Annotated in this window: 12 protein-coding genes and 2 pseudogenes; 3 read left to right on the top strand and 11 right to left on the bottom strand. The window is 60.1% G+C overall.

The window, feature by feature from the left end:
• From ACFQL3_RS01345 to ACFQL3_RS01360, 4 genes and pseudogenes are all read right to left on the bottom strand, one after another.
• Entirely contained in the window at nt 1-945 is a 945-nt protein-coding gene (locus ACFQL3_RS01345) for a hypothetical protein (protein ID WP_377050727.1), read from the bottom strand.
• 236 nt (nt 946-1181) lie between these two features.
• A complete protein-coding gene (locus ACFQL3_RS01350; RefSeq protein ID WP_377050729.1) occupies nt 1182-2048 on the bottom strand; it encodes a hypothetical protein in 867 nt (288 codons plus the stop codon).
• 388 nt (nt 2049-2436) lie between these two features.
• Entirely contained in the window at nt 2437-2865 is a 429-nt protein-coding gene (locus tag ACFQL3_RS01355; RefSeq protein WP_377050731.1) for a hypothetical protein, read from the bottom strand.
• An 85-nt stretch (nt 2866-2950) separates the two neighbouring features.
• Nucleotides 2951-3896, bottom strand: a pseudogene (locus ACFQL3_RS01360) (ATP-binding protein).
• Nucleotides 3897-4047: 151 nt separating this feature from the next.
• Here ACFQL3_RS01360 and ACFQL3_RS01365 point away from each other — a divergent pair.
• Nucleotides 4048-4899 (top strand): IS5 family transposase, encoded by an 852-nt coding sequence (locus ACFQL3_RS01365; protein ID WP_377050733.1) that lies wholly within the window; start codon nt 4048-4050, stop codon nt 4897-4899.
• 104 nt (nt 4900-5003) lie between these two features.
• On the opposite strand, the gene ACFQL3_RS01370 is transcribed toward ACFQL3_RS01365, so the two are convergent.
• The 7 genes from ACFQL3_RS01370 to ACFQL3_RS01400 form a co-directional block, all read right to left on the bottom strand.
• The gene (locus ACFQL3_RS01370; RefSeq protein WP_377050735.1) at nt 5004-5450 is read right to left on the bottom strand and encodes a pyridoxamine 5'-phosphate oxidase family protein; all 447 of its coding nucleotides are present in this window, start codon (nt 5448-5450) and stop codon (nt 5004-5006) included.
• Between the two features lie 194 nt (nt 5451-5644).
• Nucleotides 5645-6667, bottom strand: a complete 1023-nt coding sequence (locus tag ACFQL3_RS01375; RefSeq protein WP_377050737.1) for a Cdc6/Cdc18 family protein — start codon at nt 6665-6667, stop codon at nt 5645-5647.
• Nucleotides 6668-6819: 152 nt separating this feature from the next.
• The gene (locus ACFQL3_RS01380; RefSeq protein WP_377050739.1) at nt 6820-7341 is read right to left on the bottom strand and encodes a hypothetical protein; all 522 of its coding nucleotides are present in this window, start codon (nt 7339-7341) and stop codon (nt 6820-6822) included.
• Between the two features lie 392 nt (nt 7342-7733).
• Nucleotides 7734-8744, bottom strand: a complete 1011-nt coding sequence (locus ACFQL3_RS01385) for an NADP-dependent oxidoreductase (RefSeq protein ID WP_377050741.1) — start codon at nt 8742-8744, stop codon at nt 7734-7736.
• 125 nt (nt 8745-8869) lie between these two features.
• Entirely contained in the window at nt 8870-10924 is a 2055-nt protein-coding gene (locus ACFQL3_RS01390) for a glycoside hydrolase family 15 protein (protein ID WP_377050743.1), read from the bottom strand.
• A 154-nt stretch (nt 10925-11078) separates the two neighbouring features.
• Nucleotides 11079-11582 carry a low molecular weight phosphatase family protein gene (locus tag ACFQL3_RS01395; protein WP_377050745.1) on the bottom strand — a complete coding sequence of 168 codons (504 nt, stop codon included), beginning with the start codon at nt 11580-11582 and terminating at the stop codon, nt 11079-11081.
• Nucleotides 11583-12178: 596 nt separating this feature from the next.
• Nucleotides 12179-12430 carry a hypothetical protein gene (locus ACFQL3_RS01400; protein ID WP_377050857.1) on the bottom strand — a complete coding sequence of 84 codons (252 nt, stop codon included), beginning with the start codon at nt 12428-12430 and terminating at the stop codon, nt 12179-12181.
• Between ACFQL3_RS01400 and ACFQL3_RS01405 the strand changes: the two are divergent.
• Nucleotides 12386-12649, top strand: a pseudogene (locus ACFQL3_RS01405) (RND transporter); the annotation flags it as partial. The gene ACFQL3_RS01400 and the pseudogene ACFQL3_RS01405 sit on opposite strands and share 45 nt — an antisense overlap.
• A 71-nt stretch (nt 12650-12720) precedes the next feature.
• Complete coding sequence (locus tag ACFQL3_RS01410) at nt 12721-13053, top strand: MMPL family transporter (RefSeq protein ID WP_377050747.1); 333 nt, start codon at nt 12721-12723, stop codon at nt 13051-13053.
• Nucleotides 13054-13105: the final 52 nt, after the last annotated feature.

The raw sequence follows: 13105 nt of genomic DNA on the forward strand, positions 1-13105 counted from the left end.
TCACCGCCCTCCAGTTCCCGCTGCGGTCCACGCGTCGAGTAACGGGTTCGCCGTGAGCGTCGCTGTCTCGCCGGCAGCCGTTACACCCGTGCCGACGCCCCCGGCTTCCTCCCTCCCAGAGGGTCTCGCCGGCTCCACCCCGACCTGCGTTGCCCGGGCGTCGAGTAGTTGCCGCCAGTAGGCGAACGTGGTCTGGTAGTACGCCCCGCCGTCGACAGGATAGACGAGCGTCTCGAACTCGTCGCCGACGAACCGGGGCCCCATCCGGGTCTGCTCGCACTCCAGACGCTGATTGGCAGCCGTTGCGACCGGTTCGGTGAACTCGTCGACGCTACTGCGAGTGACGAGCACCGGCACGTCGTAGCCGTCGGCGTAACTGGCCAGCCGTGCGAGCGTCCGCGCCTGCAGCGTTTCCGCGTGTGCCGCCCCGAGCGTGTCGTCGCCCCGATACTGCGCGTCGACGGCTGGCGCGACGATGAGCGAGGGGGTATGCGGCGACGAGCCCTCGTCACGGTCGGGCGGTCGTCGATGTCGTCCGGCGGCAGCGGTCGTTTCCCGGATAGACTGATTCACCGCTGTCGGGAGGTCACAGACCGCGCCGTAGTGCTGGTAGGCGGTGAAGCCGCGGGCGACGTGGATGCGGTCGAGCAGCCGCCGGCTGGGTGCGATCCGGCTGAGCGTAGTCGTGGTCGCGTGGCCGTTCGCGTCGACCCAGAACGCAGGCCCATCGTGCAGGAGTAGATGGTCGAGAACGAGCGACTGGAGTACCGGGACGCCTCGCCCGCCGTCGACGTCCAGAAGCGTGATCCCGTCGTCGAGCGAGGGAAGCAACCGGTGCTCGCTTGCCGGATCGGCGCGGTCGACGAGGTCCTGATTGCGATCCGCTCCGCGAGTCGGTCGGTCGACTGCCAGTCGGCTCGGCGTCGATTGGGACTTTTCGTGCATACTCCACTAGATGCCCACAGCCCCGATAAGCCGCGGTGTGTCGTTTCCGGATTTCTGGAAACACTGTCGTGAGGGCCGATTACGGCACTACCGCCGTGTTTCTGTAGCCCGGTAGGGTGTTTCCGAAAACGGTTCTCGGAATGGACTGTCACGACTCCGACCCACGTAGACCGCTGGCTTCGAGCCATGCCGCTCGTCGACGATGTCGGACGGGAGCAGTCGATGAGAGGTCGGCGCTACTGCGCTCCCGGAGTCAATCGCTCGTATATGTTGAGACGGCGGAGACCATCCTCTATCCCTCCCGCAATGAGCAGGATGCCCAGATACAGGAACCAGGCCCCGAAGTAGAGTGCGTGGGGGTCCTCCACACTCGCTGTGAACTCTGCCCGGACGTCGAGGATGATAAACAGCACCAGTAGCGTCGCCGGCGCAATTAGCTGATGACGGACCAGGAGATAGAGCGGCACAGCCGCGAGTATCCACATTCCGACAGCACCGAACAGGAACAACAACCACTCGAAGCCACCCGAAAGCGTCACCCCGAGGCGGGCGGCAAACCAGGTCATTACCGCAGCATGCACTAGTCCACCCACAGCAGCGATCGCGGTCGCCCGCCGCTGGCTAGCGGGAATCGACAGCCACGAGACGGCCTCGGGTACCGACGGAAGCGGCTCCCACGTGTTCCGGACGACGTACTCGAGGACCGCGAGGAACACGAACCCGACCGTCCAGACTGACGCATTGACCATGTAGCGCACGATGTAGAGGCCGTTCTCCACCACCATGATGCCGGTTGGCTCGGCAAGCCCCTCGAGTTCGGCGACGTCGCGAAAGGTGGGGCCCGGCGGTGTAAGCTCCATCCAGAGGACGTATCCAGTCGTGAGGAGCAGCGCGAGGACGGGTGTGACGAGGCGATGTCGCATCGCGAGCCATACTGGAACCGCCGCCACGACGACCAGGCCACCGTATCGCCAGCCGACTCCGAGAAGCGAATAGTTCGATAGGCCGACATCGTATCCAAGCCCGGCGGCAACGACGAGGAGTCCTCCCGCGTGCACCAGGCCGAGAGCGAGACTGATCGATAGCGCTCGTCTGGAGGGCATACGTTCGACTTCGTCTGCATCCGGCTTTGTTGTTACCCCTCGCCGGGGACGTAGTCTACAGGCGGAGCAGGCTGAGTGCCTCGTGGTCCTACGGAAATCAAAGATTACCGTGATGACGAGAATCAAAGATTCTCGAACCACCTGACCCCGAGGCAATTCACCTCACCACCGAGACCGAACTGCTTCCGAAAAGAGTGTTTCAAAATCGGCTGTTCCTGCCGTATTGAAATCCTCACTAAGTTATATATTTCAGAAGCCGTACTGGATACAGAGTGCATGTTTCGGACCAAGCCCTGCCTGAATTCAGGTCGTACAATTGGGCAGTACAGGTCTGTATCGAGCAGTCTAAAAATCTGTCCGATCAAGATTCGGCTTTGAATGTCCCGTCCTATACGCCACACTCACTGCCGCCGAACTCTATCCCCATTTCACTTTCACTGGAGTGGATATATAAGAAGAAGTTGTTCTTGGAACTCTCGCGCTGGTTGCACGTTACCTCGTAGCGACCCCGATAGGTTTCGCCGTCGAGGATCACTCGGGCGTTAATGGCGTCGCCGTTTTTCACCTGTGTCACTTCCTGCAGGTGGACCCCCGGTGGGTCCTCGTGATCGGGGCCGTTCGCGGCGATGTCGACCCGGCCGTCGATTAGCTTCTCCTCGTCGTTCTTGCGGAGCGTGAGTTCGGCTGTGTACTCCCGTTCCCGCCAGTTGGTGATGCCGAAGTGGAACGGACCTGCATCTTCGAGAATCGAGGAACAGCCAGCCGTCACTGCAACACTCCCGCTTCCCGCCGTTGCGAGAAACTGTCGTCGGTTCATGTCAAATCCTTGTGGCGGTCCAGAAATAAATGCTCTCAAAGATCAAACCTCGGTTTGACCTTTCGGCAACCCCGATTTACACGGGCTACGCGGAGGTAACGGTATCCAGGTCGAACAGTTGCAGATCGTCCCGCTCGGACACGGCTTCCTGTACGGACCGCGTTGCCCCGCTACGGGTGAATAACGCGTATTCCGTGTCGGTGTCGCCGGTCTCCGGCGTCCCTCGGCTCTCTGCAGCATGCTCTTCGAGTGAGGCGAGGGCGCTGTAGTCGAGCGGCGAGTTGATGAACTTGCATTCCCCGACGACCATCGTGCCGTCTGTAGTGACTCCGACGACGTCAACCTCGTACTCGTTGTACCACCATCGACCGATATCGAGGAACGTCTCCTCCGGGTATAGCCTCGGCAGGGCATTCTGGCAAAGTCTCTCGAATTCCTGACTGACAAAATCCGGGACCTCCCGTTCGATCAGCCGCAAGCCTAAAAACACGCTCTTCGGGAGCGTAATCGTCGGGAAGGAACTCCTGGGCAGCGGCGAAGCCGAGCGGCCGGAGATCGAGTTTCTCCGTGAACCGTCCGTACAGGGGACTGTTCCCCAGTAGCGTCGCTTCCTCCATCATACTGATCGACGACCCGACCAGGACAAGTGTTCCTGACGTGTTCTGGAAGCGCTGGTCCCACAGGCGCTGGATACCTGATGGAAGGCTTTCGTCGGCATCGATGAGGGAGGGGAATTCGTCGAGGACGACGATACCGCCCTGCTCACCGAGATACCCCAGGAGGGATTCCCAGCTCTGTTTGATCTCCGTGATCCCGGGAAACGTCTCGGCGGCGACATCGACGAACTCGTCGAGTTGTATCTGCGACGTGGTTTCCGTAGCCTGATAGACGACGGCGTCGTCACGGTCAGCAAGCGAGTGCTGGACGAGTTGAGTCTTCCCGAGACGCCGTCGGCCGAAAATAACGACTATCTCGGCATCGTCAGATTCGTAACACCCTCGTAGCCGCGAGAGCTCCTCTTCCCGATTCACGAAGTATCTCTGCGTTCGTTCGCCCGGAAATAATACTTCCGGATAGACTAATCTGGAATAGCCTATCTCAGAATAGCCTATTCTAAAATAGGCTAATTTGGCTCTGTTGAAATCCTCAGAGAGTTACATGTTCGCCGCATAATTCGACGAGATGAAGGCCCTCCCGAAGTCGCAGATTCTTCGTTTTACTGAGAAAGCGATCCATCTGGCACGCCGAGCAGTCTCTCGATACTCCTCGAAATTCTCCAAACACCGCTATACACTCCCGCAACACGTTGTTCTGTTGTGTCTCAAAGTTCGGAAGAACACAACCTATCGTGGCCTGCTTGACGAACTGATCGAGATGCCACGCATCCGTCGTGTTCTCGGGCTAGCCGAGCTTCCTACGCCATCAACGCTCTGTAAGGCATTCAATCGACTTGATATGGCCGTATGGCGTATCATATTGACTCTCTCAGCGACGCTACTTCCGACGAGCGGAGTTGTTGGAGTTGATGCATCAGGGTTTGACCGCAGTCACGCTTCGAAACACTACACAAAACGCGCTGAACTTACGATTCAGCAGCTCAAGATGACGCTGCTGGTCGATGCGAAGGTAAACGCGATTCTCGATTTACACGTGACGACGACTCGGAAACACGATAGCCAGATTGCTCCGTCGTTGATCAAGCGCAATCCTGAGAATATTGACATTCTGCTCGGTGACAAGGGCTACGACGACCAGAAAATCAGGCGACTTGCCCGGCAACACGAGGTTCGGCCACTGATTAAGCATCGTGAGTTCACGCCACTCCATCGGGCATGGAACGCGCGCTTAGACACTAATCTCTACGGCCAGCGGAGTCAATCAGAGACGGTTAACTCAACGCTCAAGCGGAAGTACGGTGCGTTCGTCCGGTCACGACGCTGGTGGAAGCAGTTCCGCGAACTCGTTATAAAGTGTATCGTCCACAATCTGGAGCGAAGCCTCGCCACTTCACACGAAAGGGGCGAATGTCCATGATTCCGAGAGAAACAGACTGCTAAATATTGAGAGAAGGTATAGCACAGCACTACCGCCAGATGAATGTACTGCGGAACGGAAGTCACTCCTCCTCCCGGTGAAATCTACTCGGGTGTCTCAACATTCCACTCCTCGTATTCCGTGGAAAATTCACGCCCTGTACAATCCGTGTCCTCCAATCCAAACAGGCGGAATTCAACGTCTTCAAACGGAATTCCCCACACTCCAAGGTCAGGTGGGAACTGAGCATTCGACGCTATACTTGCGTATGCTTGCTGTTCCTCCTCTTCCGGAATCTCGTATAATTCTCCCGTGATGATAATGCTTCGCCAGATCGACTCGTCTTGAGCATCCTGTTCGTACACAGTGAGACAGACATTCGGATTCGATTCAAGAACTCGATTCTTCCGACCTTCGTATCCACCACCCCATTGCATTGGGAACACTGGTTTCTCGGAATCGTATCCAAAAGACATTGGAATCGCATATGGGTGCGCACTTTCAGCCATTGCGAGGACACCAATCCCTTGTCGAACGAGTACCTCGTCCATTTCTTCCTGTGTAAGACCCCTCATATGGGAAGAAAACTCGGCTGTATTGTCTTAGTGTTATTCCATCAGCAGTCAATTACCTCGGAAAATCGCTGTGCATTCAGCAAAATTGCTGAAACCTATCATCAATAAAGGATTTCAACAAGGCCGCTAATTTAGAATTGGCTATTTTTCCACTCAATAACGCCTCTCCACTACTGCGAGGTAGCCGTCGAGTCGACGAGCGAGTACTCCCGATCCCGACTCGTCCCCGCCGCTTCCAGAAGGTTGTACTGGGCCATCTTCGAGAGATACGTTCGGATGGTTCGCTTCGTTCGCGGATCGTCGATCTCCTCGGAGTAGCGGTCGTGGATCTCGCTCGGGCCCAGTGGGCCGTGCTCGCGAACGATCTCGTAGACCACCTGCTGGTGTGGGGTCAGCGAGTCGAGACTCTTCTGTCTGATCTGGGCGCGTGCATCGCCTGCGGCGTCGCGCAGGAGGCCGTCTGTGATGCGTTCGTGATTCTCGCGGTCGGCCGTGCTGGCTGCCGTTCGGAGGATCCCGATCGCGAGTCGCGCGTCGCCGGCGGCGGCGTCCGCGATGCGATAGAGTTGGTCGTCGTCGACGACGTCCGGATCGAGCCCCCACTTCGCGCGGGCGGCCAGGATGTCGTAGAGCTGTTCGTCGTGGTACTTGTCCATCCGGACGTGCTCGCTCGAGCGCAGGCGGCTCACGAGCCGGTCGTCGACGCGGCTGTACAGTTCCTCTTCCTTGTTGGCGATACAGATGATCGCAAACTGTGGGAGGCTGTGCAGATCGTAGAGGACGCCCGGATCCTCGAGTTGATCGACCTCGTCGAGAATGATGACGGCTCGGGGCCCGTCGTACTGCTGGAGCCGTTCGATCAGTTCGTCGTGCGGGGTCGACTGCCGATGGATGTCGATGGTCTTCCCCAGATCGTCGAGGATCTGGTAGAGCGCCCGAAACCGAGTGTAGTTCCGCCAGCAGTTCACGTAGGTCCCTTCGACGTCGAGGACCTCCTCGCGAAGGCGCTCGGTGACGAACTTCGAGATACAGGTCTTGCCCGTCCCGCTGGGCCCCGTGACGAGCGCGGTGTCAGCCGGTTCGCCGTTCGTGATCGGTTCGAGGACGCTCGAGAGGTGGTTCACTTGGGCGTCGCGATGCTCGACTTCCCGTGGAACGAAGCCAGCACGCAAGACGCGAGCATCGCGGATCATCTATCGAAGGTGTTTCGCGTCGAGTTGTAAAAGTGTATCTGGGCTGTTTCCGGAAAGAGGGAAGTTCGGCCTCTCGTAGCACCCAGGCGTTATCCAGTCCTGCGGTTGCTGGCTCCGAAACGCATCGCTTCCTGAAAGTTTCAGGGCAGTCTCTAGTTGCTGCCGAGTTGCCCTTTTAAGTAGAACCGTTCGACCTCGCAGTGGTCGTTCCACCGGCACTCGACGCCCTTGGTCATGTACAGCGAGTAGAACTCCTCGCCAGCCTGCTGGACCTCGGCGGCTGTGTACGGCTCCAGTTGTTTATCGGCCACGTCGTCCTCTGTGGGATAACACTGGGGGGCCAGCGAGAAGCGGTGATGACAGGCCGGACAGGTGAGCGGCCGGTGAAACTCCAGGTCCTCGGCGTACCGGTCGCGCGCCACGGCCGTCGCAGTGGCCTGGACCCACGTCGTCTGACAGTGCTCACAGGTTCCAGTTGCCGTCTCGAAGCCGAGCCAGTCCCCGTACTTCTCTCGTAGTTCTGCGCGAGCATCGTCCCGGTTGGCCGGATATCGAGCGTCGTCGGCCAGGATCGGATACCGGTCCGGTTGCATCGGAATCGCAACCGTCCCCTCTCCACAGCGACACTCTACGTGAAACACTTTCTCCCCGGCATCGGCTGTCGTCTCACTCATGGCCGTCCCGTCATGGTTCGTGCCACGGACAGATATACTGCTGGACGGCCGTGAGCCGACCTTCCGATCAGCGTCCGGTGAAGTAGTCGGCTGCCTGGGTTCCGGGACCGATTTCTTCGACGGGTTCGCCGTCACAGTTGCAACACTGGGGTGGTCTCTCGACGTCCGCATACACCGTCTCGCACGCACCACACATGAAAAACCGGAGTCCTAGCACAACAACACGTTGGGAACACGCGTTCAAATCGATGTCGGCGATACATGCCCGTTCGGCCGCTGTATCCATCACCCGCTACCTGATCGCAGTTCGGCACACTGATCCGGAGCGTACAAAACAGACACAGATCTTGCACGGCCCTAAATACCACTTTGCGGATCTGATCCAACCGATTTCACTCGGAGACGCCGACGACCTGCTTGCCGATGTTGTCCCCAGAGAACAGTCCGAGGAACGCGTCCGGTGCGTTCTCGAGTCCATCGACGATCGTCTCGCGATGGGTGAGATCGCCGGAGGCGACCCATGTACCGAGTTGTTCGCTGGCTTGCTCGAATCGGGTTGCGTAGTCACTGACGAGGAGTCCCTGTACTTTCGCACGAGATGCGATGAGTTGCGGGAGCTTTCGCGGCCCCGTCGGGACGTCTTCAGCGTTGTAGTGAGCGATCTGTCCGCAGACAGCGACCCGTGCGTCGAGATTCAGTTTCGTGAAGACCGCATCCGTGATCGGACCGCCAACGTTGTCGAAGTAGACGTCGACGCCGCCGGGTGCGGCATCGTCGAGTGCCGCCCGATAGTCGTCGACGTCTTTGTAGTTGATTGCGGCGTCGAAGCCCAGCTCGTCGGTGAGCCACTCGACTTTCTCATCGGAGCCCGCAAAGCCGACGACGCGACAGCCGTTTAGCTTCGCAATCTGGCCGACGACGGAGCCGACTGCACCGGCAGCACCGGACACGACGACTGTGTCGCCGGGAGTGGGCTCGCCCACGTCGAGCAGTCCGAAGTACGCTGTCCGACCGGGCATTCCGAGCGCGCCGAGGTAGGCGGGGAGGCCGGCGATAGTCGGATCGACGGGGGCGACGCTGTCAGCGTCGAGGAGGCTGTAGTCCGCCCATGTTCCGTTGCCCGTCACGAGGTCGCCAGTATCGTAGGTATCACTCTCGCTTTCGACGACTTCGCCGACGACAGCACCGTTCAGCGGTTCGCCGATATCCCACGGCTCCGCGTACGATTCAGCGTCCCGCATTCGACCCCGCATATACGGGTCGACAGAGAGGTAGCGTACCCGGACAAGCAGTTCACCGTGTTCCGGCTCCGGAACGCCGCCCTCGTGCAGCTCGAAACTGTCCATATCCGGCTCACCATCGGGACGCTCGGCAAACACCCACTCGCGGTTCGAATCTCGCATGCCCCGCCGTACGCTTCCCGGACCGAAAACGGTGCTGTTTTGGATAGACTGGCCGCCCTCGGCTGGAAACTCGAACAGGACGGTCGGACCGAAACCGACGGCCGACCTCGGAACTGTTCCCGGGCTCAGGCGGAGCGCTCGCCCGGCGCGAGCCCGAACGGCTCGCCGCGAACGTGGTTCTCGACGAGCAGCAGGTACGCTGCCTGGCTCCACTGGAGGTTCGAGTTCCACCGGACCCGTCCGCTCCCGTCGACGCGCTCGGGGAGCAGGCCGGCACTGGTCGTCCACTCGATGGCATCCTCGAACACGTGGTCGGCGACTGCATCGGGATCGTTGCCGCCGAGCCACCGGGCCACGTCTGCGTACGCCTCGCACAGTGGCCACCCGCCATCCTCGGCGGTCCCCGTGGGTGTGTAGTGGTCGCCGGGATAGCGGCCCAGACAGGGCGTCTCTCCCGCTACCCACGGTTCCTCGTCGGCGAGCGAGAGCGTCGCCGAGATGGTCTCATCGCCGGCATCAACGACGTTCCACGGCCAGACAGCCATGAACGCAGCGGCGTCCGGTCGGGCGTCAGCCGGCGGGTCGGACGAGGTCTCCGGGCTGTCGGCGGTGACGAACGCGTCACCGTACGGCGTGGATTTGAAACAGTACTGTTCGATGTTCTCCGCCCAGACGTTTGCTCGGTTGCGACACCGCTCGGCGAACGTCGGGTCGCCGTGCGCCTCCGCGAGTTCGCTCATCGCGCGAAGCCCGGCGATCGCGGCGGCGGTGCCCTCGGTGCTGTGCCCCCAGATCTCCTCCCACGGATCCTGGTGTTTCTCCGGGAAGCCGTACTGGTTGTCGTACGAGAGGAGGAACTCCGCCGCACGACGCGACATATCGTAGTGGGTGGCCAGCAGGTCGTCGTCGCCGGTCTCCTGCCAGACGAGCCAGTGGGCGTATATCGGCCCACCGACCTGGTCGAGCTGGAGCGCCCGCCAGTGCGGCTCGCCGGTGACGAAATAGTTCTGCCACCATGTCCCGTAGCGATTGATCCCCCGGCTGTCGACGACATCATTGATGATCTGGTTATCGTCGAACCACCGAAGCGCAAGCCGTGCCTCCTGCTCGGCGCCGGCCGCGATCAGCGCCTGCGTGATGATCACCTGATCGCGCGGCCAGATGAACTTGTACGTCATGTCGATCGGCTTGAACGCCCCCGCGATGACGCCACAACAGCCGTCCTGTGCGGATTTCATCGCCGTCAGCGACCGCTCGTACAGGCCGTTGACCGTGGAGTCGTCGGTCGGGCCGTCCGAGACAGTTGCGTGCCACGTCTCCCACGCGTCCGCGAACGATTTCCGCTCTGACTCGTACCCACGGTCGAGGACCGTCAGCGCGTGCTCGACTGCCGCATCGGCCCCGTAGCCGAAGCCGACACCGGTGAGCCAGGACGCCTCGTCCGTCTCGCCGACGTACAGTCCCACACCAACATCGAGGTTCCCCTCGCCCCGTTCAGTGTCGTCGATGAACCCGTCGGACCCCTCGTATATATCCGCCCACGCGCTCCGTCCCGGGCCCGTCGATACGCCGGTGTGGCCGATCCGGTTGCCGTCGAACTCCCGGCGGCCGTCGTGGTCCTGTGCGATCGCTAGCCACCGGTCGCCGTCCGTTGCGACAACCAGTTCGGCACCATCGCGCTCCGTGACGTACGCCTCCTGGACTGCGTTCGGGTCCTCGTGGTTGTGGCCCTGGATTCCGAGGTCGGTGACGGTGTAGAACGTTCGCTCTGCGACCGTCTCGAACGCGGCGTCAGTGCGGAGCAGCAGCGCACAGGTGTCGACGCTTGCGACGACATGCTGCGTGAGCGTCCCGGTCGATCCGGCCTCCTCGAAGCGGTTCTCGAGGGTTATCTCGGGGACTCGGCTCGACGCGAACGAGATGTCGCTCTCGACGGCATCGTCCCGGGCGTCCAGCGTGTGTCTCTCGTCCGCGTTCCACGCCAGCGTGTGGAGGTCGTAGAACAGTTCGATATCCGACCGAAACGCGGAGGTTTCCTCGATGATCGACCCGTGGCGGTCCTGCTCGGGGTCGTCGTACCGGTTCGCGGTCAACATGACGTTCGCGCCCTCGTCGTGTGGCGCGCTGAGGATGGCGTCCTTGTCGCTCGGTACATCCGGCGCGTTCGACTCGACTGGCATGGTTGGTCGACGACTGACTGATCAATAAAAGCGGGGCGACTGTGTAGCCTCGTTACCAACCCCCCGGTCACTCGTCTTCCGATGACGAATCGACTAAGATACGGTTCAGACGGTGTATCGTTCTGCCAATGTAAGCAGTGTCACTGCTCCTGACTCAGGGTAACAGAAAATCCTGAATCGCCGTGACCACGCTGCCTGAGGAGTCCGTATTCGCTCGCTCTTCAGTAACTTGTTCGATTTCGTCGAACAGCGTTTTTACTCTACGTCCGATTTCGTCTCGAATCTCGCGGACGGTTTCCAAGTCCTGCCCCTCGGGATTAGTGAGATCCCATTCATATGATTCGACGCCATACTGGGCAGGATCAAATTCCGAAATGAAGCAACCCATCGTAATCAAGTAGTCAGTTTCCTTCAGGTCGTCAAGGTCGGCGATCCATTTCGGACTCCGGCCTGAGATATCTATTCCAACCTCGCCCATCGCTCTGACGACCTCTTCGTGAACGGTATCGCCCGGCTCTGTCCCCCCAGAGTGTATTTCGATGACATCCTCTAAATCTCGCTCGGAGCGCTCACGCTCGGCGAAGGCGGCTGCTATCTGGCTCCGCCCTGCATTGTGGACACAAACGAAATCAAGCCGGATCTGGTCATTCGACACCATAGTAGGGAATAGACTTGCATGTATAAAATGGATTATATGAGGCGTACATATTCATATATACTTTTGACGCCGCCAGCATTCCGTACGACTTCTGCATAGCGGCTGTATCACCGCCGAGAACGTGAAATGAACAATGTCGCTTGGGTAATTCCCTTTCTGTATCATCTCGATGACAATCAGAGACGCCTACGAGACGACGTTCGACGAGAAGGCACGGTGTAAAACAACGACAAGCAAACCCCCCGAGTGCAGTGGACAGGTGCGATCGAGCGGAACCGAGAGCGACAGCAAGGCCGTCACTGAGTGGAGCGATGCCCGCAGGCCCATGTATGTCAGCCCTCAGCCATTCTGGTTCGCTGGAGCGAACAATTGAGGGGCAGGCGGCAGTACAAAAACCGTCGCCCATCGGATTCCCGGCGGCCGCAGGCGCCAATGTGACCACCCGAATTCGGACGCCAGCAGGGAGAACAGTGGTGGGGCGAAGGGTATCTGTGAGCGCATGAGTCTCATCGATGTCAAGCCACTCGCTGGGCTAGCTTAGCTCCCGACATACTCCGTCATCTCTGCTCGCTCCGGAGCGACCCCGCCGGCCGGTATCATTCGCCGTCGTCGAACGAGTTCGCCTCTGCGGTGAGCGACTCTGCAATCTCCGACAGCCACGCCTCCCGATCGCTTGCGTCGACGAATGCTGACGCCGCCCCAGCAGCATCGGCGCCGTGGTCGAGACTCGCCAGGAGATCGACTTCAGTCGTGTGAGCAATGCGGCCCGGGAGAGCGCCGACATCGCTGGCGACGCTTCGGGTGTGACTGCGACTGCCACCGGTCAGGACGTCATTGTCCAGGTACAAATTGACCTGCTCACGGAGAACATTCTCCAGACGCTCGTCATCGCGCTGGTCGTCATCCTCGCTCTCATGATCGTCCTGTACCGGGTTAAGGAGGGGACGGCCAGTCTCGGCGCACTGACTGTGCTTCCGATCGGGATGGTGGTGGCGTGGGTGTTCGCTGCGATGTTCTTGCTAGACGTGCCATTGACGCTGTTCACAGCGTTACTCATGAGTTTGGCCATCGGTCTCGGAACGGACTATACGATCCACATCAGCGAGCGGTTCGCACAGGAACTGGAGGGAACGCGGAAGTGGCGGAAGCGCTCGAAACGGCTGTCGCGGGGACTGGCGGCGCACTGCTCGGCAGTACTGTCACGACGGTTGCTGCCTTTGCCACACTCTCGCTCTCAACATTCCCCCCGTTGCGCCAGCTGGGCATGCTGGTAGCGATAGCCCTGCTTTGCTCGTTCGTGATGGCAGTGTTCGTACTGCCGAGTCTCCTCACGCTGTGGGTGCGATATGTGGGGTGGGAGCCGACATCTCCCGAGACGAAGTCCTCCGCTCCCCCGAGTGAAACCGAAGCGATGTCTGATGACGGGTTCGACCGGCGGTCCGAGACCAGCGGCGGCGGCAAACGTGACTGAGGACAGTCCAGAGCCGGCCAAACCTGGCGTTCCAAAGGGCTCCAAGTCGTTC

This window comes from Natronoarchaeum sp. GCM10025321 (genome assembly GCF_042663585.1).
Lineage (GTDB): Archaea > Halobacteriota > Halobacteria > Halobacteriales > Natronoarchaeaceae > Natranaeroarchaeum.

Excerpts from the sequence above, each read along its gene's own strand:
- ACFQL3_RS01345 (WP_377050727.1), bottom strand. The coding sequence starts at position 945 with ATGCACGAAAAGTCCCAATCGACGCCGAGCCGACTGGCAGTCGACCGA.
- ACFQL3_RS01350 (WP_377050729.1), bottom strand. The coding sequence starts at position 2,048 with ATGCCCTCCAGACGAGCGCTATCGATCAGTCTCGCTCTCGGCCTGGTG.
- ACFQL3_RS01355 (WP_377050731.1), bottom strand. The coding sequence starts at position 2,865 with ATGAACCGACGACAGTTTCTCGCAACGGCGGGAAGCGGGAGTGTTGCA.
- ACFQL3_RS01365 (WP_377050733.1), top strand. The coding sequence starts at position 4,048 with ATGAAGGCCCTCCCGAAGTCGCAGATTCTTCGTTTTACTGAGAAAGCG.
- ACFQL3_RS01370 (WP_377050735.1), bottom strand. The coding sequence starts at position 5,450 with ATGGACGAGGTACTCGTTCGACAAGGGATTGGTGTCCTCGCAATGGCT.
- ACFQL3_RS01375 (WP_377050737.1), bottom strand. The coding sequence starts at position 6,667 with ATGATCCGCGATGCTCGCGTCTTGCGTGCTGGCTTCGTTCCACGGGAA.
- ACFQL3_RS01380 (WP_377050739.1), bottom strand. The coding sequence starts at position 7,341 with ATGAGTGAGACGACAGCCGATGCCGGGGAGAAAGTGTTTCACGTAGAG.
- ACFQL3_RS01385 (WP_377050741.1), bottom strand. The coding sequence starts at position 8,744 with ATGCGAGATTCGAACCGCGAGTGGGTGTTTGCCGAGCGTCCCGATGGT.
- ACFQL3_RS01390 (WP_377050743.1), bottom strand. The coding sequence starts at position 10,924 with ATGCCAGTCGAGTCGAACGCGCCGGATGTACCGAGCGACAAGGACGCC.
- ACFQL3_RS01395 (WP_377050745.1), bottom strand. The coding sequence starts at position 11,582 with ATGGTGTCGAATGACCAGATCCGGCTTGATTTCGTTTGTGTCCACAAT.